The sequence below is a fragment of the Frankia sp. EI5c genome (assembly GCF_001636565.1).
GTDB lineage: Bacteria > Actinomycetota > Actinomycetes > Frankiales > Frankiaceae > Parafrankia.
The window spans coordinates 1-21,467 of sequence record NZ_LRTK01000096.1 but is presented as its reverse complement, the minus strand read 5'-3'; the positions used below and the strand labels follow the sequence as shown (position 1 = coordinate 21,467).

General features: G+C 72.3%; 20 protein-coding genes and 3 pseudogenes. 14 read left to right on the top strand and 9 right to left on the bottom strand.

Annotated features, from left to right (window positions below):
- Positions 1-298 precede the first annotated feature (298 nt).
- Positions 299-1,243 carry an SDR family NAD(P)-dependent oxidoreductase gene (locus tag UG55_RS24010; protein ID WP_066073424.1) on the top strand — a complete coding sequence of 315 codons (945 nt, stop codon included), beginning with the start codon at positions 299-301 and terminating at the stop codon, positions 1,241-1,243.
- A 306-nt stretch (positions 1,244-1,549) separates the two neighbouring features.
- Positions 1,550-2,926, top strand: coding sequence for an NADP-dependent succinic semialdehyde dehydrogenase (locus UG55_RS24005; RefSeq protein ID WP_066073421.1), 1,377 nt, complete (start codon positions 1,550-1,552; stop codon positions 2,924-2,926).
- Here UG55_RS24005 and UG55_RS24000 read toward each other — a convergent pair.
- On the bottom strand, positions 2,904-3,482 hold the full coding sequence (locus tag UG55_RS24000; RefSeq protein ID WP_066073418.1) for a VOC family protein: 579 nt from the start codon (positions 3,480-3,482) through the stop codon (positions 2,904-2,906). The genes UG55_RS24005 and UG55_RS24000 overlap by 23 nt on opposite strands.
- Positions 3,479-3,991, bottom strand: a complete 513-nt coding sequence (locus tag UG55_RS29265; protein WP_066073415.1) for a nuclear transport factor 2 family protein — start codon at positions 3,989-3,991, stop codon at positions 3,479-3,481. The genes UG55_RS24000 and UG55_RS29265 overlap by 4 nt, the downstream gene beginning before the upstream one ends.
- Positions 3,992-4,538: 547 nt before the next feature.
- Between UG55_RS29265 and UG55_RS27865 the strand changes: the two genes are divergently transcribed.
- The 11 genes and pseudogenes from UG55_RS27865 to UG55_RS23955 all read left to right on the top strand — a co-directional run.
- Positions 4,539-5,312, top strand: a 774-nt coding sequence (locus UG55_RS27865; protein ID WP_206779428.1) for a hypothetical protein, incomplete at its 5' end; no start/stop codon positions are given.
- Positions 5,309-6,343 carry an alpha/beta fold hydrolase gene (locus UG55_RS23985; protein WP_066073410.1) on the top strand — a complete coding sequence of 345 codons (1,035 nt, stop codon included), beginning with the start codon at positions 5,309-5,311 and terminating at the stop codon, positions 6,341-6,343. The genes UG55_RS27865 and UG55_RS23985, both read left to right, overlap by 4 nt.
- A gap of 6 nt (positions 6,344-6,349) precedes the next feature.
- A pseudogene (locus tag UG55_RS48170) lies at positions 6,350-6,952 on the top strand (aromatic ring-hydroxylating dioxygenase subunit alpha); the annotation flags it as partial.
- Positions 6,953-6,973: 21 nt separating this feature from the next.
- Positions 6,974-7,418 (top strand): annotated as a pseudogene (locus tag UG55_RS48165) (SRPBCC family protein); the annotation flags it as partial.
- Position 7,419: 1 nt separating this feature from the next.
- A partial coding sequence (locus UG55_RS48160) for an SRPBCC family protein (RefSeq protein ID WP_396231000.1) occupies positions 7,420-7,723 on the top strand: 304 nt, incomplete at its 5' end.
- Entirely contained in the window at positions 7,720-8,748 is a 1,029-nt protein-coding gene (locus UG55_RS23975; RefSeq protein ID WP_066073404.1) for a VOC family protein, read from the top strand. The genes UG55_RS48160 and UG55_RS23975, both read left to right, overlap by 4 nt.
- A 93-nt stretch (positions 8,749-8,841) precedes the next feature.
- Positions 8,842-9,442: pseudogene (locus UG55_RS48155) on the top strand (EamA family transporter); the annotation flags it as partial.
- A gap of 1 nt (position 9,443) precedes the next feature.
- Positions 9,444-9,936 (top strand): EamA family transporter (locus UG55_RS48150; RefSeq protein WP_396230999.1); only part of this gene is annotated, 493 nt, incomplete at its 5' end.
- A gap of 2 nt (positions 9,937-9,938) precedes the next feature.
- On the top strand, positions 9,939-11,153 hold the full coding sequence (locus UG55_RS23965; protein ID WP_083987150.1) for an aromatic ring-hydroxylating dioxygenase subunit alpha: 1,215 nt from the start codon (positions 9,939-9,941) through the stop codon (positions 11,151-11,153).
- Positions 11,154-11,314: 161 nt separating this feature from the next.
- Complete coding sequence (locus UG55_RS23960; protein WP_066073398.1) at positions 11,315-12,403, top strand: ABC transporter substrate-binding protein; 1,089 nt, start codon at positions 11,315-11,317, stop codon at positions 12,401-12,403.
- Between the two features lie 139 nt (positions 12,404-12,542).
- Positions 12,543-13,934: an MFS transporter gene (locus UG55_RS23955; RefSeq protein ID WP_083987149.1), complete on the top strand. Its 1,392-nt coding sequence runs from the start codon at positions 12,543-12,545 to the stop codon at positions 13,932-13,934.
- A gap of 56 nt (positions 13,935-13,990) precedes the next feature.
- Here the strand turns inward: UG55_RS23955 and UG55_RS23950 are convergent, their stop codons facing one another.
- The 7 genes from UG55_RS23950 to UG55_RS23920 form a co-directional block, all read right to left on the bottom strand.
- Complete coding sequence (locus UG55_RS23950; protein WP_199865245.1) at positions 13,991-14,698, bottom strand: alpha-ketoglutarate-dependent dioxygenase AlkB; 708 nt, start codon at positions 14,696-14,698, stop codon at positions 13,991-13,993.
- Positions 14,699-14,847: 149 nt separating this feature from the next.
- Positions 14,848-15,690, bottom strand: a complete 843-nt coding sequence (locus tag UG55_RS48145; protein WP_396231002.1) for an ABC transporter permease — start codon at positions 15,688-15,690, stop codon at positions 14,848-14,850.
- Between the two features lie 95 nt (positions 15,691-15,785).
- Positions 15,786-16,634, bottom strand: a complete 849-nt coding sequence (locus tag UG55_RS23940) for an ABC transporter ATP-binding protein (protein ID WP_083987148.1) — start codon at positions 16,632-16,634, stop codon at positions 15,786-15,788.
- Between the two features lie 16 nt (positions 16,635-16,650).
- A complete protein-coding gene (locus UG55_RS23935; RefSeq protein WP_066073393.1) occupies positions 16,651-17,652 on the bottom strand; it encodes an ABC transporter permease in 1,002 nt (333 codons plus the stop codon).
- A 141-nt stretch (positions 17,653-17,793) separates the two neighbouring features.
- On the bottom strand, positions 17,794-18,201 hold the full coding sequence (locus UG55_RS23930) for a cupin domain-containing protein (protein WP_066073390.1): 408 nt from the start codon (positions 18,199-18,201) through the stop codon (positions 17,794-17,796).
- Complete coding sequence (locus tag UG55_RS23925; RefSeq protein WP_083987146.1) at positions 18,194-18,727, bottom strand: RidA family protein; 534 nt, start codon at positions 18,725-18,727, stop codon at positions 18,194-18,196. The genes UG55_RS23930 and UG55_RS23925 overlap by 8 nt, the downstream gene beginning before the upstream one ends.
- Positions 18,727-19,710 carry a fumarylacetoacetate hydrolase family protein gene (locus UG55_RS23920; RefSeq protein ID WP_066073384.1) on the bottom strand — a complete coding sequence of 328 codons (984 nt, stop codon included), beginning with the start codon at positions 19,708-19,710 and terminating at the stop codon, positions 18,727-18,729. The genes UG55_RS23925 and UG55_RS23920 overlap by 1 nt, the downstream gene beginning before the upstream one ends.
- A 389-nt stretch (positions 19,711-20,099) precedes the next feature.
- On the opposite strand from UG55_RS23920, the gene UG55_RS23915 reads away from it, so the two are divergent.
- Positions 20,100-20,873: GntR family transcriptional regulator (locus UG55_RS23915; protein ID WP_206779427.1), on the top strand; the 774-nt coding region annotated here is incomplete at its 5' end.
- Positions 20,874-21,467 lie beyond the last annotated feature (594 nt).

The following is a 21,467-nucleotide window of genomic DNA, read 5'->3' as shown; positions in this document are numbered from 1 at the left end:
CAGAAAGGGGCGAAGGTCGGCCGGGCGAAGGCGGATGGCGGAGGCCGGCGGGGCCCTCCGGCTCCTTTCTCGCGCACCGGCGCAGGCAGCCGGACCGGCCGTGCGGAGCCGATGTCGGCGGTGTGCGAGCGGTCCGGGGCCGGGCGCTCCCGGAGCGGGGCTCAGCTGGGTGGTCGCGGGCGGGTCGCCCACCCGCAGGGCGGCCTGAGGCCGGGTGGCGCGTGGTTCCGCCAGCCGACCGGCGGACGGCCGGCGACCGGGAGACAATAGTCGGAGTGCGACGGGAGAGTGGCGGGCGATGACTTCGACCGAGCGGGTGACGACTCCGTTCACCGCGCAGTCCACGGCGGCGGAGGTGCTGGCGGGCGTCGACCTCGGGGGCCGCCGATCGGTTGTGACCGGAGCGTCCTCCGGGATCGGCGTCGAGACGGCGCGGGTACTCGCCGCGGCCGGCAGTGAGGTCACTCTCGCGGTGCGCGACCCCGAGGCGGGCCGGCGGGCCGCCGACGACATCGTGGCCAGTACCGGTAACAAAGCGGTACTGGTGGCCGCCCTGGATCTGGCCGACCGCGCCTCGGTCGCGGCCTTCGTCGCCGCCTGGGCTGGTCCGCTGCACATCCTGGTGAACAACGCCGGCGTCATGGCGACCCCCCTGACCCGCACGCCGGAGGGCTGGGAACTGCAGTTCGCCACCAACCACCTCGGCCATTTCGCCCTGGCGGAGGGTCTGCGCCCGGCGCTCGCCGCGGCCGGCGGGGCCCGGGTGGTGTCGGTCAGCTCGGCGGCTCACCTGCGGGCCGCCGTGGACTTCACCGACCTCCACTTCGATCGGCGGCCTTACCAGCCATGGGTGGCATACGGCCAGTCCAAGACCGCGAACGTCCTCTTCGCTGTCGAGGCCACCCGCCGCTGGGCCGGCGACGGGATCACCGCCAACGCGCTGATGCCGGGTGCCATCGAGACCAACCTGCAACGGCACGTGGACACCGCCGAGGTGGAGCGGATACGCGCCCGCGGCGGGGCGCCGCAGCAGAAGTGGAAGTCCGTCGAGCAGGGGGCAGCGACGTCGGTGCTGGTGGCGGCCTCGCCGCTGCTGGTGGGCATCGGGGGGCGGTACTTCGAGGACTGCAACGAGGCGCTCCCGGTCACCCCGGGCCGCCCCGGCGGCGTGGCCGACCACGCCCTGGACCCGGAGAGCGCCGAGCGGCTCTGGGAGGTCACGTCCGGCATGGTGGCGCGGTGATCCGGCGGGCCTGTCCGGTGCGAATTCCGTCCAGGCCCGGGATAGTCGTGCAATGGCCGTGCCGGAGCGCGGGAAGCCTCGGGGTGGGAAGCTGGCCCGGCGAAAGGGCACCGGAGCCGGAAACGGCGCCGGTAAACACTCACTCTGCTAGGGTTCGACGCGTGGCCAGGCGCCCGCGGAAGCCCGTCCACCGTGCGCTGGTTTCAGTTCGTGTCTCCACGTGTAGTTCCGCGGCACATTCGGCCCACAATGCGCAGGAGCGCTCCCGCGAGTGCGCCGTGCGTGCCTCGATCGATAAGGAGTGACATGGCGATCCGGTCGGTCAATCCGGCAACAGGCGCTGTGGTCCAGACGTTCGAGCCGCTCGGCGCCGCCGAGATCGAACAGCGCCTGTCCCGCGCCAGCGCCACCTTCGCCGAGTACCGGCGGACGACGTTCGCCGAGCGGGCGGCGTGGCTCCTGCGGGCCGCCGACCTGCTGGACGCCGAGCGGCACGACATCGCCGTCACGATGACGACGGAGATGGGCAAGACCCTGCGCTCGGCCGAGGCCGAGGCGGCGAAGTGCGCGAAGGGGATGCGCTTCTACGCCGAGCACGCGCCGGCCTTCCTGGCCGACGAGCCGCTGGCCGATCCCGGCGTGGTCGGCGCGAGCCGCGCGTTCGGCCGGTACCAGCCGCTCGGGGTCGTCCTCGCGGTGATGCCGTGGAACTTCCCGCTCTGGCAGGTCGTCCGGTTCGCGGCACCCGCGCTGATGGCCGGCAACGTCGGCCTGCTCAAGCACGCGTCCAACGTGCCGCAGTGCGCGCTCTACCTGGAGGACCTGTTCACGCGCGCCGGGTTCCCGGAGGGCTGCTTCCAGACCCTGCTGATCGGCGCCGGCCAGGTGGAGAGCGTGCTGCGTGACCCGCGGGTCGCCGCCGCCACGGTCACCGGCAGTGAGCCGGCCGGCCAGTCGGTCGCGTCGATCTGCGGTCAGGAGATCAAGAAGACGGTGCTCGAGCTCGGCGGGAGCGACGCGTTCGTCGTCATGCCGTCGGCCGACGTCGAGCGGGCGGCCGCGGTCGCGGTCACCGCCCGCTGCCAGAACAACGGGCAGTCCTGCATCGCCGCCAAGCGGTTCATCGTCCACGAGGACGTCTACGACCAGTTCGCGCAGCTGTTTGTCGAGGGCATGCGGGCGCTGCGGGTCGGAGACCCGATGGACCCGGCCACCGACGTCGGTCCGCTCGCCACCGAGGGCGGCCGCGCCGACATCGAGGAGCTCCTCGCCGACGCGGTGAAGCACGGCGCCAACGTCCTGTGCGGCGGCACGGCGCCGTCCGGGCCGGGCTGGTTCTTCCCGCCGACCGTCGTCGGTGACATCACCCCCGACATGCGGCTGCACCTCGAGGAGGCGTTCGGCCCGCTGGCCACTCTCTACCGGGTGCCCGACATCGACGCGGCGGTCGAGCTCGCCAACGCGACGTCGTTCGGCCTCGGCTCCAACGCCTGGACGACCGACCCGGCCGAGCAGGAGCGGTTCATCGCCGATCTCGACGCTGGCGCGGTCTTCATCAACGGAATGGTCACCTCCCACCCGGAGCTGCCGTTCGGAGGCGTGCGGCGTTCCGGCTACGGCCGGGAGCTGAGCGCCGTCGGCATCCGCGAGTTCTGCAACCTCAAGACCGTCTGGGCCGGCTGACGGCTTCGGACTCGGCTTGGGCTTCGATGGCCTCCCTGGGGGACGGCGACACGAGTTCGACCGCCGTCCCCCAGGGAAGCAGCACGTAGATCCACACCCGGCCGGCGAGGGGATGATCCGCGCCCAGGGTCTGCGGTTCGCCGAGCACCCGGACGCCCGGCTCGGCGCGGAACGCCTCGGCGGTGGCGGCGACATCCGCGACCTCGAACGCGAGATGAGCCCCGCCCAGGTCACAGACCCGGGGGACGGCCGTCGCCTGGTCGGGCGCGTGCCACTCCCACAGCTCGAGGTCAGTGCCGGCCAGCCGCAGCCGCTCCACCCGGAAGGTGGCGTCGGGATGCACCGCGAGCTGGCGGGACAGCCCGCCCGCCCGCGCCGGGTCGGTTGGCCGCGCCGGGTCGGCCGGCTCCGCGCTCTCGGGCCGCGCCGGGTCGGCCGGGAACGCGCGCCGGTACAGCGACCGGGCACCGAGGAGGCGGACGAACAGGGAGCTGGCCGCGTCCAGGTCCGGCACGGTGATGCCGACGTGGTCGACCCCGGCGCCGCGGGCCGTCATCCCGGCAGGGTCAGCGGGCCGGCCGCCCAGCTCGTCTCGTAGGGCGAGCGGAAGTCCAGCCACAGGCGCAGGTGGGTCATCTTCCACACGCCGTCGCGCCGCTCGAAGTCGTTCTCGTACCGACCGCCCTGCCAGAAGGCGACGTCCGAGCCGAAGGTGGCCGGTTCGAGGATCTTCCAACGGCCCACCGCCCGGTCGCCGTCGACGACGATCGCCTCGTTCGTCAGGTAGTGCACGGTGAAGCTCAGGCGCTTCGGGCTCGCCTCGAACATCGCCGCGATGGCCTCGTGGCCCTGCCAGCGGCCCTCGGCCAGCGGGCCGACACCTTCCCAGATGCCGTCGGGCCACCAGAGGTCGGCGAGGTCGCGGCCGCGCTTGTCGTCGCACCACTGCATGTAGTCGGCCTTGAGCCGGCGGATCGCGTCCTGTGACTCCAACACGTCGAGCCGGGCCAGCGCGCTGGCGAGCGTCTCGGCGAGATCACCGGTACCGGCAGGGCTTCCCGTCACTTGTGTCACCAGCATCAGCCTTTCGGCGGTAGTCGACGTCGCCGCGCCCGAGGGGCGGCGCTGACGGCGGGGTGGGGATTCCGCCGTGGGCCCCGTCCGCCGGGCGGAGGGGGCATATCCCGTACGATATATCAAACAGTATTTGCTGGACGCCCAGCTCCGCCGCACCGCGCCCAGCCCCAGCCCCAGCCCCAGACACCGGAGGTCGCCCATGTCGCCGTCCGCACCCGCACCCGCGCCCATGCGCACCACCTTCCTCGACGTGCTCGATCCCATCTCCGGTGAGCGTCGGTCGATCAGCCTCGGTGGCGGGCGGCGCCTGGATCCGGGGAGCCCGGCTGGCCCGAACGACCGGGTGGTCGACGGTTCCCGCTTCTGGCTGCTGCCCGCCCTGTACGACGCCGACGCCCACCTCCCGCTGCTGGATGTCGGCCTGCGGGAGGTGGACGTGTACGTCGCCCGCCACGGCGGCGTCTCGCACCAGAACGTCGCGCTGCAGTGGCAGACGCTGCGGCACCTCGACCTGCCGGGCATCGTCGCGGAGCTNGGGCGGCTGCGGCTGCCGGCCGTCACGCCGCTGCTGTCGGTCAACATCGACGACACCGACGACTTCGCGGCCTGGTTCGACAAGCACCTGCCCGAGGTGCGGGAGCTGCTGCCGCCGGTGTGCAAGCTCTACACCGCCGACCCCAACTTCGAACGCCACCTGGACGTCATCTGGTCGGCCGGGCTGCGCGCCGTCGTCTACTGCTACACCGAGCGGGACTTCGACTGGCTGGTCAGCCACGCCGAGGGCCCACTGCACGTCCGCCACGCCACGTCCGCGGCCTTCGTCGACCGGGTGCTCGCCAACCCCGGCTCGACGGTGCAGACGAGCCCACACCTGCTGCACCCGCTGGCACCCGGGCGCCGTGCGGACCTCGTCGTGCTGCCCACCCCGCCCGACGACGCCGAGCGGACCGCCCTGGCGGACGTGTTCCTCGACCGGGTGACGATGCTGGCGACCGACCACAACGCCCTGCCCGTGTCCGGTCCGACCGGCCCGGGCCTGCAGGCCCAGCAGCACCTGCTGCCGCTGCTGCTCTCGCTGTGCGACGTCTACGGCTGGACGCCCGCCGAGCTGTGGCCCAAGGTCACCACCGCGCCGACCGAGGTGTTCGGCACCCGCCATCCGGATGACTGGGTGGTCGTGGACCCCGCGCACCGCGAGCAGGTGTCGCCGTGGCCGATGCAGGCCGCTGACCGGGCGGCCTTCGTGGGCCTCACGCTGCCGGGACGGGTCCTCGCGATCGGCTCCGGCGAGCACGCGGAACTGGTGTGACCGTGACTACCGCGGCCACCCCCGAGGCCTGGGCGGATGACGCGTTCGGGCTGCTCGCGGAGGCGTACGCGGCCGGGGCGAGGGTCACCCGGCCGGTGGTGGGCGGTGTGCCCACCCGGCTGCTGGAGGTCGGTGATCCCGCGCGCCCGACCGTCGTGTTCCTGCACGGCACCGGCGGCCATCTCGAGGCGTTCGCCCACGTGCTCGCGCCGTTCGCCCGGTGGTTCCACTGTGTGGCCTACGACCTGCCCGGCCACGGCTGGTCCGGACCACCCGCGGTGACCGACGGCGGCTACGAGGTCCCGGCCTACACCGACCATCTCGACGCGGTTCTCGACCACCTGCGCGTCGCCCCCGGCGGGGGAGGCGCGGCCCTGGTCGGGGTCTCCCTCGGCGGCTGGGTCGCGGCCCACCACGCCGCGACCCGCCCCGGACGGGTCGACGCGCTGGTGCTGGTCGCCCCCGGTGGTGTCCGGGCGGATCCCGCGGTGATGGGAGCGTTGCGCTCGTTGTCCTCCGCGGCGGTCGAGGCACCCGGCGAGGCCGCCGTGCGGACCCGGTTGGAATGGCTCGTCGCCGACCCCTCGACGGTGACGGCGGCCCTGGTCGCCACCCGGCTGCGGCTCTACCAGCAGCCCGGCGCGGCGGAGCGGATGGCCGGGCTGCTGTGCCTGCAGGAGCCCGACGTGCGCCGCCGCAACATGATCAGTGCGGCCGCGGCGGAGTCGATCCGGGCCGCCACGCTGGTGCTGTGGGGGACGAAGGACCCCACCGGGCCCGCCGAGGCCGGGGCCGACTTCGCCCGGCGGGTGCCCGGCGCCCGGTTCGAGGCCCTCCCCGAGCTGGGCCACTGGCCGCAGTTCGAGGACCCGGCCGGCTTCACCGCGCTCGGCACCACGTTCCTTCGCACGGCCTTCGAACGAACGGCCTTCGAACGAACGGCCTTCGAACCGCCGGCCGTCCGGTCCGCCGACGCGCCTGCCGATCAGCCCGCCCATCCGGCCGGGCCCCGCAACCTCAAGGGGGTGTGACCCTACGTGACCGTTACCTCCCAAACCGTGCCTACCTCCCAAACCGTGCCTACCTCCGAAACAGCGCCTACCTCCGAAACCATCGCCGCCTCGGACGCCACCCTGCGCCGCCAGGTCTCCGGCCTGATCGGTGAGCTGGCGGCGTCCACCGGCCCGGTCGAGACGGCGATCACGCCGCCGCCGGGCTGCTACACCTCACCGCTGTTCTTCGAGGCCGAGCGGGACGCCGTCTTCGGGCGCTCGTGGCTGTACCTGTGTCATGTCAGCGAGGTTCCGAAGGCCGGTGACCACCTCGCCGTCACCGTCGCCGGTGAACCGCTGGTCGTCACCCGCGGCGAGGACGGCGTGATCCGGGTGCTCTCCGCGCTGTGCCGGCACCGCTCGTACCCGCTGGTCGTCGAGGACGGTAACGCCCGGCAGCTCCGCTGCCCCTACCACTACTGGGCCTACGGCCTGGACGGCTGCCTGATCGCGGCACCCACGATGGAACCCGGCCACACCCTCGCGGAACTGCGGCGCACCGCGAACCTGCCGTCCCACCCGGTGGAGATCTTCCACGGGTTCGTGTTCACGCACCTCGGCAGCGAGCCGCCGCCGCTGGCCCCGACCNTGGCCGCGCTCGACGCGGAGCTGACCGGCTACCGCACGGAGGACCTCGTCGCCGGGCACCGGCTGACGCTGCCGGACCTGCCGTGGAACTGGAAGAACATGCTGGAGAACGCGCTGGAGGCCTATCACACGAGCTTCCTGCACGCCGGCTACCACGACGCGGCGCCGGCCCGGCTCGTGCGCTTCCTCGACTTCGACCCGGCCACCGACGGCGCGATCCTGCGGCACGCCGGCCTGGCCCGCCCGGACGGCGGCTTTCTGACCGACGACGGAACGGCGGCGTTCCCGATCCTCCCGCACCTGCACGACGACCAGCGCCGGCGCATCCTCTACACCGCCGTCCCACCGCTCATGTTCGCCTCGCTCAAGCCCGACAGCGTCATGGTCATGCGGGTACTGCCCGACGCGGTCGACCGGATGACACTGAGCGTGACCTGGCTGTTCCCGCAGGCCACGGTAAACGCCCNGACGTTCGCCGCGGCGATGGACCGCCAGCTGGCCTTCTTCGACATCGTCAACGGCCAGGACATGACGGCCAACGAGCGGATGTACCGGGGCCTGCGGGCTCGTGGCGCCGTCCGGGGCCCGTACTCACCGCAGGAGGCGACGTTGCCGCAGTTCAACGGGTGGCTGCTGCGGCTGATGAGGTCCTGGCTCGACGACAGCGGTGCCGACAGTTCCGCTGCCGACAGTGCCGCTGCCGACAGTGCCGCCGCGGACGGTGCCGCTGCCGACAGTGCCGCCGGGGGCTGGAACGGGGGCGGGGCGTGACCGAGACCGTGATCGCCGGGGCCGCTTCCATCGACGGGCTCGTGCCGCCGCGGCGCCTCGCCCACGTCAATCTCTTCGTGTCCGATCTCACCGCGTCGCTGGCGTTCTACACGCAGGTCTGCGGCCTTGAGCAGGTCTTCGCCGAACCGGGCATCGGTGCCTGCTTCCTCAGCAACGGGCACAGCCACCACGACCTCGCCGTCATGCAGGTCTCGGACGAAGCCCTGGTCGGGCGCGACGGGCACGTCCAGGTCTCCCGGGGACGCGGCCGCCACCCCGGGCTCAACCACCTGGGCTGGGAGATGGCGAGCGAGGCCGACCTCGTCACGACCATCGGCGCGCTCGGCGGCGCGGGCGTGCGCCTGCACCGGACGGTCGACCACCAGATCTCGCACAGCGCCTACCTGTTCGACCCGGACGGGATCTACCACGAGCTGTACGCGGACGTCCCCAGCGACTGGCGGGAGATCTACCGGGCCAACGAGAACCAGCTGATCACCGGCGGCTGGGACCCGTTCGCCACGGCGCCGGACCCGGTACCGCGCTGGGACGCCCACCCGGTGACCGCGCGGGTGGAGGCGGCGCCGCTGCATCCGGTGCGGACGGCGCGGGCGACACTGCGGGTCACCGATGTCGAGCGAGCCCAGCGCTTCTACCGCACCGCCCTGGGCCTGCACCCGGTCACCGCGGCTGATCCAGCCATCGGCTCCGGCTCTGTCTCCGGCTCCGGCCCTGTCTCCAGCTCCCGCCCGGTTCCCGGTATCCCCGGCCCGGTCGTGCTCGGCGGGTCCGTTGGTCTGCCCGACCTGACGCTGGTTCCGGCCGGCGCGCTTCCGCCGGGTCTTGACGGTTTCACGCTGACGCTCGACAGCGAGGACGATCTGCATCGCGGCCGCCGCCGGCTCACCGCGAGCGGCACGCCGTTCGAGGAGGTCGCCCACAGCGCCGGCCCGCGCGGTCTGTCGCTGCGGGATCCCGATGGCCATCGGGTGGTGTTCGCGCTGCTGGGCGGCCTGGAGAGGTGAGGCCGCGCCGGCACCGCCAGGCGTGAGCCGGGCAGGTCAGCGCCTGGAACATGCCGTTACCTGGACGCAATCCACCCTCAGCACACTTCATATATGTTCCAACATGTGCGAGATGCGGAGGTGCGGGCGGGACGGAAGGTGCTGTCCCGTTTCCTCCTGGGGGCACCGCCCTCGCTCATCCTGCTCCTGGCGGCGGGCTTCTTCGCCTCGGCGATTCTTCCGTCCCAGTGGGCGGTGCGGGATCTGAGCCCGGCCGGCGCCGTGGCGGTCCGGTTCATCGTCGCGACCGGGGCGGTCGGCCTGGGCCTCCTGGCGGCAACCCGGAACCGGGCCGGTACCCGCGGCGCCGAGGGCCAGGACGGCGGCGCGGTCGGTGGGCCGGCGGCGGGGCTGACCCGGCTGCTGATCACGGGATCGCTGCTGGCGGGCTGCGTCAACACGGTCGGGTTCGTCCTGCAGAACTCCGCCCTCGACCGGGCGGAAGCCGGCACGGTCGCCTTCCTGTCCAGCATGTCCGTGGTGGTCGTTCCGGTGCTGCTGGCGCTCGCGTCGCGGCACTGGCCGGCCCGGCGCCGGGTGGTCGGTGTGGCACTCGCCGTCCTCGGCAGCTTCGTGCTCACGGGGGCGGAACCGGGGCTCGGCACCGGTGAGAGCCTGGCGCTGCTCTGCGCCATCGCCGGAAGTCTGCATGTGANGGCGACGAGCCGGTTCGCGCCGCTGCTACCCGGCCCGTGGTTCAACCTCGGCCAGCTCGGCGTCGTCGCGGTGCTGGCGTCGCTGGCCACCGCCGTCAGCGGCTTCGGGGAGCTGACCTGGCCGGGACTGCTGGCCGCGGGCTACACCGGCCTGGCGCAGGCAGTCGGGCTGTCACTGCAGGTCAGCGCCCAGCGCAGGCTGGATGGCGGCCAGGCCGTGATGATCCTCACGACGATTCCGGTGATGACCACCGTCGCCGCCTGGCTGATCGTCGGCGATCCGCTCACCGCCGCGGTGGCGGCCGGCGGCGTGCTCATCATCGCCGGCGTCGCGGTCTCCGAGTGCTGGGGCCGGCTACCGCCGGTGAGCCTCCGCATGCCGCCCCGCCACCCCCGCTCATCCGTCCCCGTCTTTCCGCTCAGTCAGCCCAACAACGGACCAGTGGCACCCGGCGCCCTCGACGCTCCGGTGGCGCTGGCAGGTGAGGAGTAGCCGTGAACGTCGTGACGCCCCAGGTCCGTGAGATCCTGGCCGAGATCCGAGCCTCTACCGGTGACTTCCGCTCAGCCCGGACCATGCCGCCGGAGGTCTACACCTCCGAGGAGTTCTTCCAGTTCGAGTGGGAATCGGTCTTCGCGCGGGAGTGGCTCTGCCTCGGGCATGTCAGCCAGCTGCCCGAGAACGGCGACTACTTCGCCATCAACGTGGGCCCGGAGCCCCTCATCGTCACCCGCGCGGAGGACGGTGAGATCCGGGTGCTCTCGGCGATCTGCCAGCACCGCGGCTACCCGATCCTGGAGAACGGGGAGACCGGCAACGCGAAGCGGCTGCGCTGCCCATACCATTTCTGGTCCTATGAGCTCGACGGCAGCCTGGCGACCGCGCCGGAGATGACCCGGACCTGCCCGCTGCAGGAGCTGAAGGACGAGACCGCGCTGCCGGCGCTCAAAGTGGAGCTGTTCGGCGGATTCATCTTCGCCAACATGGACCCGGACGCCGCCCCGCTCGGCCCGACGCTGGACAAGCTCGCGCCCGAGATGGAGGCGTTCGACACGGTCAACCTGAAGGCCGTGAAGACCGTCGACTACCCCAACCAGCCGTGGAACTGGAAGGGGATGCACGAGAACGCCCTGGAGCCGTACCACACGCTGTTCGTGCACGCCGGCTACCACGACGTCGCGCCCGCGCAGAACGCCACGTTCCTGGAATGGGACGAGAACGACGGCCAGGTGATGCACCCGACCGGCTTCCGGGAGATGGACGCGGCGTTCACCCCGAGCGGCCAGCCGGTGCTGCCGATCATCGCTGGCCTGGACGAGACCCGGCGCAGCCGGGTCATGTTCGCCTCCATTCCGCCGGTGGTGTTCTTCGCCTTCAGCCCGGACCAGGTGTTCGTCTTCCTGGTGCTCCCGGAATCGGCCGACTCGATGACGCTGCGGGTCACCTGGCTGTTCCCGGAGAGCTCGATCAAGGAGCCCACCTTCGAGTGGGCGCTGGACGTCCAGAACATCATCAACGGCGCCATCAACGAGCAGGATTTCGTGACCAACCGCCGGATGCAGCGCGGGCAGCGCTCCCGCTACGCCAAGCGTGGTCGCTACAGCCACCTGGAGTCGACGCTGCCGCAGTTCAACAACTGGCTGGTGAAGCGGTACGAGTCCTATCTGGCGCAGACCGGTGAGCGGCTCCCGGAGCCGGCCGACGCATAGTGCGCCACGGGCGCCGGTGACGGCGCTCCCGCCCCCGTGTCCAACGTCGCCATGGGGGACGTCAACACACTGGCAACGTCAACACACTGGCAATACATCATATATTTTGCCTGACAAGATGAGGCGATCATCGACGGCGCCCATCTGCGAAACGGAGTGTTGTGAAGTCTTCCCGTTACCTGGGCCTGGCGCTGGTCGGTGCCCTCGCCCTCAGCGCGGCGTCAGCCTGTTCCTCGGATGACGACAACGACACCGCGAGCTCCGCCGGCTCCGGTTCGACCACCAACGTCAAGATGGTGCTCAGCTGGCTGCCCGGCGCGGACAACGTCGGATTCCTGGCGGCCAAGGAGCTCGGCTACTACGAGGACCTCGGCCTCAACGTCTCGATCCAGGCCGGTGGCCCCGACGTGAACGCCCAGCAGCTCGTCGGGTCGGGCGCCGCCCAGTTCTCCGCGGACGCGTTCACCAACGTGCTGACCGCCAACGACGCCGGCACCGAGCTGGTATCGCTGGCCCAGCTGACCGAGCGCTCGGCAATCCGCCTGGTCTCCCGGAAGGAGGACAACATCACCTCCCCGGACGACTGGAAGGGCAAGAAGGTCGGCATCTTCTCCAGCGTCAACTCCTTCTATGCCTCCCTCGCCAAGCACGGCCTGGACCAGGACTCCGACCTCACCCTCGTCGAGCAGGGCGCGGACATGTCGGCGTTCCTGTCCGGTGAGCTCGACATGGCCTCCGGCTACGCCTACAACGAGGTCGGCCAGGTGATCGCGGGCGGCGTTCCGGAGTCCGACCTCAACGTGTACTCCTACGAGGCCGACGACACCGCCACGCTGGAGATGCAGATCTTCGGCGAGGCCGGCTACGTGAAGAAGAACCCGGAGACGGCCGCGAAGTTCGTCGCCGGCTCGCTGAAGGGCTGGGCGTACTGCCGCGACAACGCGGCCGAATGCGCCAAGCTCGCCGGGAAGTACGGCTCGGTGACTCCGGTCGAGTTCATGACCTGGAGCGTGAACGAGTACAACAAGGTGCTCTGGCCGGTCGCCGAGTCGCAGGGCGAGATGGGTGTCATGCACCCGGACAAGTTCGAGGCGACGGCGAAGATCCTGCTCGACAACGACGTCATCAAGACCGCGCCGGACGTCGACGCGCTCATCCAGGACGACGTCTACCAGTCGGCCGTCAAGCTGCTGGGCTCCGACGTCGACCTCGTCGGCGCCTCGTTCACCCCGCTCGACATCGAGCCCTGACGTCGGGTTCCACCCGCGCGTGTCCTGTCCATAGCAGGCGATCTGGAGGTCCGCCGCCCGGCTGGCAAGCCGTGGCGCGGACCTCCAGTCACGTCCTGGCCGCGGTCAGCTCGCGGCCCGATCCGATTTCCGGGAAGTCATGGCCAACGGTCGCCTGAGCAGGTTCGCCCGCACCTTCTCCGCGGACCTGCGCCCGCTGCGGCAGTCCGTCGCGTTCCGCAGGTTCTGGATCGCCGAGGGGATCGGCCTGACCGGCACGCAGGTCGTGCTGACGACGGCGCTGCTCGAGATCTACGCCGACACGCACTCGGCCTTCGCCGTCGGCCTGACCGGCGCGGCGACGTTCGTCCCGCTGCTGCTGTTCGGCATCGTCGGTGGGGCGGTCGCGGACGCGTTCGACCGCCGGGTCGTCGTTCTGTGCACCTCCGCCGGCATGGCGCTGATCCCGGCCCTGCTGGCCCTGCAGGCGATCCTGGGCGCCCCGGTGTGGGTGCTGTTCGTGCTCATGGCCATGCAGGCGGCGCTGTCCGCGATCGACGCCCCGGCCCGCCAGACGTTTGCCGCGCGGCTGCTGCCCGCCGACCAGCTGCCGGCCGTCGGCGCGCTGGAGGGTGTGAGCGCGACCGTGGCGATGACGGGCGGTCCGCTGCTCGCCGGCGTGCTCGTAGCCGCCGCCGGGCATGAGGCCGCCTACGCCGCGGTCGTCGTCTCCTATCTGGCGATCTTCGGTGCCACCTGGCTGCTGCCGGTGATGCGGCCGGAGGGCGGCGGAACGCAGGCGGGGCTGCGCAGCATCGTCGACGGGCTGCGGTTCCTGCGCGGGCGGCCGGTGCTGGCGATGACGTTCCTCGTCGACATCAACGCGATGCTCTTCGGGATGCCCAGGGTGCTGTTCGCGGTACTGGCCGTCGAGCAGTTCCACGGCGGCCCGCGCACCACCGGTCTGCTCTACGCGGCCATGGCCATCGGCGGCACCCTCGTGGCGGTGACCGGGGGCTGGCTGTCCCGGGTGCGCCGGCAGGGCCTGGTGGTCGCGGTCTCGGTCGCGGTGTGGGGGCTGGCCATCGCGCTGGCCGGGCTGGCGGGAACGCTGCCCCTGGCGCTGCTGCTGCTCGCGGTCGCGGGCGGAGCCGACACGGTCTCCGCCGTGCTGCGTACGACGATTCTGCGGGTCGCGGTTCCGGATGCCGTCCGTGGCCGGATGGCGGGCCTGTTCATGGTGACGGTCGCGGCCGGCCCCAGTCTCGGGGACCTGGAGTCCGGCCTGGTCGCCGGCTTCACCTCGGCCCAGTTCAGCGTCGTGGCCGGCGGCGTGGCCTGCGTGCTGGGCCTCGGCCTGCTGCTGATGGTCATGCCGGCCTTCCTGCGCTACCGCGGCGATGAGGCGGCCGGGACCGGCGCGGACGCTTCGGCGGAGCCCGCCGCGGCGGACGAGCCCACCGCCGTTGGGCCCGGGGAGCCGGTTGAGTCCCGGGAGCCAGTTGAGCCCGGGGAGCCCGCGGCCGCCGGCGCGGTCCCGACAGGCCGCTGACCGGGTAGCGCCCGGCAGACGCCTCGCCGCGGTGGCCGTGCCCGCGGGACCGGCGCTCAGAGCACGTTACGAGGCCGGAACTGCACGCTCAGGCGGGGACCGACCGGACGGGCGGTCTTGGGCACGGCGTGCTCCCAGGTGCGCTGGCAGCTGCCTCCCATCACCAGCAGGTCCCCATGGCCGAGCTCGTACCGGATCGTCGCCGACCGGCCGCGGCCGCGCCGGTCGGCGACGGCCGGCCCGCCGGCCCGCGGCCGCAGCAGCAGTGCGCGGGGCGAGCCGAGGACGATGATCGCCACCATCGTGTCCTGAGTGGAGCCGCGGCCGATGCGGTCGCCGTGCCAGGCCACGCTGTCCCGGCCGTCCCGGTATAGGGCCAGGCCCACGGTCGCGAACGCCTCACCCAGCTCGGCTGCGTAGTGGGCGTCGAGCTCGTGCCTGGCGGCGACGAGTGCGGGATCGGGCAGGGGCTGGCCCTCGGCGTAGAAGGACAGCAGCCGGGGAACGGCGACCGTTCGGTCGTACATCGGCCGCTGCTCCGCCCGCCAGGGCACCTCGGCCCGCAGCCGCTCGAACAGCGTGTCGGCCCTCGCGACCCAGCCTCGCCGCACGTCGACCCACGCACCACCGGCAAGCTCCCGGCGGCGCAGCCCGACGCCGAGCGGCCCGACCCGCGCCTCGACCCGACCCTCGGGCAGTACGTCGAGGGGCAGGTCGAGGGGCAGTGCGTCGAGCAGCGAGGCCTGGAACGGAGCTACGCCCACGCCCCGACGATACCAAACATATGTTCGATCGCCGCCCGGTCGCCCCGTATCCCCGGCACCCGCCGCCGTGGCCGCGCCGGAAACGCCGCGGCCACGCCCGCCGCGGTGGAGGTCGGCGGCGGGCGTGGCGCGGGGTGCGCGGGCGGCGGTCAGCCGCGGCGGGCGCGGGAGGGGTGCCGGCGCAGCAGCAGCCGGTCGGCGAGCGCGACCAGGGCGAACAGCACCACGGCGAACATGAAGGCGGTCATCGCCGCGCCCCACAGGTCGGCGACCTTCGACTGCACCGCGGCCGTCTTGATGTACGTGCCGAGGGTGTTCCGCTCGCCGCCGAAGTACTCGCCGATGATGGCGACCGTGAACGCGCTGGGCAGGGCGACCCGCAGGCCACTCATGAAGTACGGCAGCGCCGACGGCAGGAACAGCGACAGCACCGAGCGCCAGCGCGGCATCGCGCAGGCCCGGAACATCTCCGCGAGCCCGACGTCCGTCGCCTTCAGCCCGCTCAGCGTGTAGGTGAGCATGATGGGGGTGGTCCCCACGGCGACGACGAACACCCGCGACGCGGGCTGCAGCCCGAAGAAGACGTTCGACAGCGGGATCACGGCGACGACCGGCAGGGCGAGCAGCGCCGCGCTGTAGGCGCGGGCCAGCTCCGAGAGCATCCGCGAGCGGAAGGTGAGGACCGCGACCGTCACCCCCACGAGCACGCCGAACAGCAGGCCCTGCGCGGCTTCCCGCAGGGTGTGGCGGCCGTACTCGAAGTAGACGTCCGGCTTCGCGGCGAACGCGTCCCAGATGGCGGTCGGCTTCGCCAGCACGAACGGCCTGACGTCGAACGCCTCGACCGCGAGCTCCCACAGGACGAGCAGCACCGCGATCACGGCCACCGGGACGCACACCGTGACCACGGCGTCGACGGCCCGGCGCACGCGGCGCCGGCCCTGGCCAGGGCCGCGGCGCCCGGCCGGTTCCGGCCTCGGTTCCGGCGGCATCGGGTGCCGCCCCGTCCCGTCCGCGCTCGCCCNGGCCCGGGCGCCGACCCCGGCGTCGGCCCCGGCGCGCGCCACCTCCGCGCCGGCGGTCGTGCTCACAGGTCGCGTCCCATCACGTCGAACAGCGCGTCGCGGACCTCGGTGACGGCGTTGAAGAACTCCGGCGTGCGGGCGATCTCGGCGGTGCGCTCGTCGGGCAGCGGCACGTCGATCGTGCGGTCGACCCGGCCCGGACGGCGGCCCATCACCACGATCTGGGTCGAGAGCAGGACGGCCTCGGGAATGCTGTGGGTGACGAACACGATCGTCTTCCCGGTGCGCCGCCACAGCTCGTGCAGATCGAGGTTGAGCCGGTCGCGGGTGATCTCGTCGAGCGCCCCGAACGGTTCGTCCATCAGCACGATCGGCGGCTCGGTGACCAGCGAGCGGGCGATCGCCACCCGCTGCGCCATCCCGCCGGACAGTTCGGCCGGGTACTGGTCGACCGCGGCCGTCAGCCCGACGCGGTCGAGTTCGGCGAGCGCCCGCTCCCGGCGCTCGGACCGCGGCACCTTCATGGCCTCCAGCGGCAGTTCGACGTTGCGCCGCACGGACCGCCAGGCACACAGGTTCGCCGCCTGGAACACGAAGCCGATCTCATGGGCCTGCCGGGCCTGGGAGACCGGGTGGCCGTTGGTGAGCACCTCGCCGCGGCTGGGCTGGGCGAGGTCGCCCATCATCCGCAGCATCGTCGACTTCCCGCAGCCGGACGCGCCGATCACCGAGACGAAGGATCCGGCCGGGACCCGGAACGAGATGTCCCGCAGCACCGGAGCCGACGGCTCGGCGAACCACTTCCAGACGCCACGCAGCTCGATGGTGCCGCGCTCGAGCGCCGGTGTGGTGACGGCTGTGGCGGGAGTGCTGGCCGGGCTCCTCGGCACGCTGGCTGTGCTCCTCGGCATCAGTGGGTCCTCGGCATCAGTGGTCTCCGGTGGGCAGGCTGGATGTCCGCAGCCCCAGCCTGGCCAGGCGGGTGAAGATCGCCTGGGCGAGGTAGACCGTGACCAGTCCGCCCACGGCGGTCGTGATCGCGGCGCACCACAGGGCGGCGGGCTCGAAGTTGTAGAACTGCGCCGAGGAGAGCACCAGGACGGCCATGCCCTCGGTTGACCCGGCGGGAAGTTCGGCGACGACCGCGCCGACCACCGCGAGTGCGGCGGCGGTGTGCACGGCGGCGTTGGCCTGGGTGAGCGCGTTGGGCATCTCCAGGCTGCGGAAGACCTGCCAGCGGCTGGCGCCGAAGCTGGCGAAGACCGAGCGGGCCTCCGCGGGGATGTCCTCGATGCCGCGAGCGACGCTCACGGCCACGGGGAAGAACGAGCACAGGGCGGCGAGCACCGCCTTGGACACCCAGGAGTGACCGAGCCAGATGACCAGCGCGGGCGCGATGGCGACCACGGGCAGGGTCTGGGTCAGCACGAGCAGCGGGCGTACGCTGCGCCCGAACGTGGCGTACCTGGCGGTCAGGATTCCCAGCGCGCCACCGGCGACGAGGCCGATGGCGAGCCCGACGAACGCCTCCTGGATGGTCGTGGCGAGGTTGGTGAGCAGCAGCCGCAGCTCACCCTCGCCGGTGCTGCCCTCGCCGACGAAGTAGCTCAGGACCTGCCAGGTGTGGGGGAGCCGGGCGTCCTCGGTGCTGGTGAGGGTTTTGAGCAGCTCCCACAGGGCGGCGAGGACGACGACGGGAGCGGCGGCGAGGGCCGTCCGCCGGCCCAGCGTGCCGAGCGCCGCCCGGAGGCGGGAGCGACCCGTGTCTGTCGCGTCCGCGGGCAGGCTGGGAGCGACTGGGTGCGGCCCGTGGGCCAGCGGGGCCGAGGGCCCGGCGGGAACCGGCGTCGCCGGCGCCGGGCCCTCGGCGGATGCCGGCGCGGAGGGGGGTGCCCCCCGCGCCGTGTAGCTCGCTGTGACTGCGGGCATCCGGGGCACGAGACCTCCTTCACGATGTTTCATATATGATCCCGGTCCGGAGTTTCCGGATTGTTGCCCGGTCGTGAAGAAAGGCGGGCTTTATCGGATTTGACGGGATTGATGGCGTCGCGGTTGCCGGGTCCGCCCGCCCTATTCGATGTTGACCACCCGCGGCTGGTCGGCGTTGCGCACCACGACACACAGGCAGGGCTCGCCGCCGCGGTTCTCCTCCCGGTGGTTGAGCCCACCCGGAATGGCGGCGATCTCCCCGGCCCGCGCGGTGAACTCGTCGGTCCGCCCATCCGCCCGATCGACCAGGAAGGTCATCTCCCCGCGGATCAGGTAGACGATCGTCGCCTGGCCGTCGTGATGGTGCAGGGTCGAGGCGTGGCCGGCGGGCAGTTCACTGATGCCCAGCCACATGCCGCCCTCCGCGAGAGCGCTGCCGCGGGCGAGCCCCCCGGACCCGCCGGCCGCGGCGGCCGAGTTGTCGGCATCCAGCCCGCCGGAGACCACCCGGCAGCCGCTGGGGAACTCGGTGACGACCGGATCAGACATCCGAGCCCCTCGTGGCGATGCCAGGCTGGATGCCGGGCTGGGTGGCGGCCGGTGCGACGGCGAGCGCCTCGATCTCGATCAGGAACTCGGGGCGGACCAGGCGGGACACCACGAGCAGCGTGTTCCCCGGGAAGACCCCGTCGGGGAACCAGTCCGCGAAGACGGACTCGCGCACCCGGTAGAAGTCGTCGATGAGGTCGGCGCTCACCAGGTAGGTCGTCATCTTGAGCAGGTCGGTCGGCGTCGCGCCGGCGCTCGCCAGCACCGTCCGCAGGTTCGTCAGTACGGTGCGCATCTGCGCCTCGAAGTCACCGACGCCGACCGGGACGCCGTCCGGGGTGACGCTGAGCTGACCGCTGACACACACGAGCTGGTGGTCGCGGGGAGCCCGCACCGCATGGCTGTACAGCCCGAGGGACGGCAGCGCGACGGTCACGGCGTCCACCGGCCGGTAGGTCGGCTCCGGGCTGGCCGGAGTCTGGGTACTGGCTGGAGTCTGGGTAGCAGTGGCGGCGTCGACGCTCATCAGGCGCTCACCCTTCGGTCGGAGGAAACGGAGCCGGCGCCGGCCGGTGCCGCGGCGGCGGGCGCCGGCGCGGGTTCGGCCGGGGCGCGTCCGGCTGGTGCGCGTTCGGCTGGGGAGGTTGCGGTGGCGGCCGTGGTGGCGGCCGTGGTGGCGGCCCCGGCTCGGACGACGTTGCGCAGCAGCCCGACCCCCGCGACCTCGGTCTCCACGACGTCGCCGGCGGCGAGGAACTCCGGTGGCGTGCGGGTGAAGCCGACACCGGCCGGAGTGCCGGTGCTGATGACGTCGCCGGGGAGCAGCGCGGTCGTCGAGGAGATCACCGAGATCTGGGTCGCGATGTCGAAGATCATGTCCGCGGTCACCGCGCGCTGCTTCGTCACCCCGTTCACCCGCAGCTCGACGACGGTGTCCGCCGGCAGCGCACGGCCGGCGAACTCGTCGGCGGTCACCAGCCAGGGCCCGACCGGTGTGGACGCGTCGACGTTCTTGCCCAGGTGCCACTGCTGGTGGCGGCGCTGGACGTCCCGGGCGGTGATGTCGTTGACGACCGTGTAGGCGAAGACGTGCTCGAGCGCGCTCTCCACCGGGATGTCCCGGCCGCCGGTGCCGATCACGACGCCGACCTCGCCCTCCCAGTCGAACTCGGCCGACACCGACCGGTCGAGCGGCAGCTCGTCGTGGGGACCGCACAGCGCGGAGACGGTCTTGAAGAAGATGATGGGATGCGGCGGCACCGTCGCGGCGAACGCCTCGGCGGACTCCTGCTGGTGCGCCACGTAGTTGATGCCGGTGCAGAAAACCCCACGGCACTGCTCCGAGACGGGGGCGAGCAGAGTGGTGTGGGCGGGGTCGAGCCGGCGCCCGGTCGCGGTCGGCGCCGCTCCGGCGATCAGTTCCCTGAGCGTCTCGGAGATCTCGACGAGGCCGTCGGCCTCGACGAGCGCCCAACGCTCCGGTTCCGCGCCGATCCTGGCGAGCCTCACAGACGGACCTCCTGGCGAAGACGGGGAAAGAGGCAGTGGTGCTGGACGGGGTCGGTTCTGGATGCTCCGAAGCGCGCCGGCGACGGTGGTGGCACGCGATTCACCCGATACCGGTGCATCATATAATATGTGTCGGACGGGTGGCTCGCGTCCCCAGCTGTGACGAGGACGCGGCGAGGCCCGCCCCCGCCCGGGCGGATCTGGGCGCACCGTCCGTTCCGGATGGTCCGGTCGCTCGGGAGGGTGTCCCGGAGGTGGCATTGGGTCATGCAGTGAGCGGCGAGCGCGCCGCCTGATGCGCAGGCGAGCGATCCTTAACCTGAGCGACACAGTCCAATCGTTCGTTGGTACCCGCATCTGATATGAAATGGCATCCGTCCGCTTGCACNGAGAGGGGGCGCTGCGTGGCGGCCTTGGACGGTATGACGGCAATGGGAGACCTCGGCGTCGGGAATGCCCGCACCACACACCGGGACGTCATCGACCGTCTTCGACGCGCGATCCTCATCGGTGTGCTTCCGGCCGGGACGAGGCTCGTCCAGGCGGATCTCGCGAGGCGGCTGCGGGTCAGCGTGACACCCGTCCGCGAGGCGCTGCGGGATCTCGTGGGGGAGGGGCTCGTCGACTTCGACCCCTACCGGGGAGCCACCGTGCATTCGCCGACGCTCGGCGAGCTGGAGGACATCTACGAGATCCGGACCCGCCTGACGCCGCCGGCCGTGCAGGGCGCGGTTGACCGGGCCACGGAAAGCGAACTCGCCGAGGCCGAGGCGCTGGGCGCCGCGATGGAGTCGACCAGCGACCCGGCCGAGTGGGTGGACCTCAACCGCCGGTTCCACGCGGTGCTGATCGCGCCCTGCCGGCGCGCGCACCTGCTGGAGATCCTCACCCGGATGTCCGACCTGTCGACCCTCTACGTCGGGGTCTCGCTCGGCGGAGACATCGGGCGCCGGGAACGCGGCGACCACGACCACCACGAACTGGTGAGCGCCTACCGCGCCCGGGATGTGGGCCGGGCGGTCTCCGTCTCACTCAAACACGTCGCCGACACGCTGGACGACGCGCGTGCCGCCCTGCTGCGCGCGCCGGCGCCCGGCCGTGGGGAGCTGGGAGACGCAGTGCCGGCGATCGAGGACGCCAACCCGACCGGTCCGGCCCTCTGACGCCCGGCCGGTCCGGTCCGCTGGGACAGGGCCCGGCCGTCCGCGCACGCGCCAGACGGTACGGGCGGGCTCCGGGCCGCCGGCCAGGCGGTTTCTCGTGGATCAAGGTTGGGTGGTTCGAGGTAGCGGGTCGGGTGCCTGACCCGAGGCTGCGGTGGCAGCGGCTGGCCCGGGGCCGGGGTGACGGTGGCTGGGTCTGGGTCTGGGTCTGGGGCGGAGTGACAGAGCCGTCTGATCGGACGGGGCACCCCGGGTTCGGAGCCGGCCCGGGAGGCCCGACGGGAGACCGCCCCGGGCCGCTACCGGGACACCACCGGCCCAGCCCTTCCGGCATCCAGCACCCCGCCCGCGGGCACCTCGGCCCGCGAACACCCGCCCGGCGCACGGCCACCGGGCCGCCGCACCCGGCGGAACCCGCCGCAACACCGCCACCAGGGCTTTCAGAGCCCGCACAGCCCCGAAACACCCCCCATCCACCCCCGCGCCGCCCGTCCGCGAGTATTCGCCGACAGCGACTGAAGACCTCGTGGTGTCTCCGCTCCCGGAGAGGTTGCGCCCCCTCCACCACCGGGGTTGTCAACACCTCTCCCGAAG

What these genes read in the sequence shown, in the direction of transcription:
- UG55_RS24010 (WP_066073424.1), top strand. Translation starts at nt 299, where the DNA reads ATGACTTCGACCGAGCGGGTGACGACTCCGTTCACCGCGCAGTCCACG.
- UG55_RS24005 (WP_066073421.1), top strand. Translation starts at nt 1,550, where the DNA reads ATGGCGATCCGGTCGGTCAATCCGGCAACAGGCGCTGTGGTCCAGACG.
- UG55_RS24000 (WP_066073418.1), bottom strand. Translation starts at nt 3,482, where the DNA reads ATGACGGCCCGCGGCGCCGGGGTCGACCACGTCGGCATCACCGTGCCG.
- UG55_RS23955 (WP_083987149.1), top strand. Translation starts at nt 12,543, where the DNA reads ATGGCCAACGGTCGCCTGAGCAGGTTCGCCCGCACCTTCTCCGCGGAC.
- UG55_RS48145 (WP_396231002.1), bottom strand. Translation starts at nt 15,690, where the DNA reads ATGCCGCCGGAACCGAGGCCGGAACCGGCCGGGCGCCGCGGCCCTGGC.
- UG55_RS23940 (WP_083987148.1), bottom strand. Translation starts at nt 16,634, where the DNA reads ATGCCGAGGAGCACAGCCAGCGTGCCGAGGAGCCCGGCCAGCACTCCC.
- UG55_RS23935 (WP_066073393.1), bottom strand. Translation starts at nt 17,652, where the DNA reads ATGCCCGCAGTCACAGCGAGCTACACGGCGCGGGGGGCACCCCCCTCC.
- UG55_RS23930 (WP_066073390.1), bottom strand. Translation starts at nt 18,201, where the DNA reads ATGTCTGATCCGGTCGTCACCGAGTTCCCCAGCGGCTGCCGGGTGGTC.
- UG55_RS23925 (WP_083987146.1), bottom strand. Translation starts at nt 18,727, where the DNA reads ATGAGCGTCGACGCCGCCACTGCTACCCAGACTCCAGCCAGTACCCAG.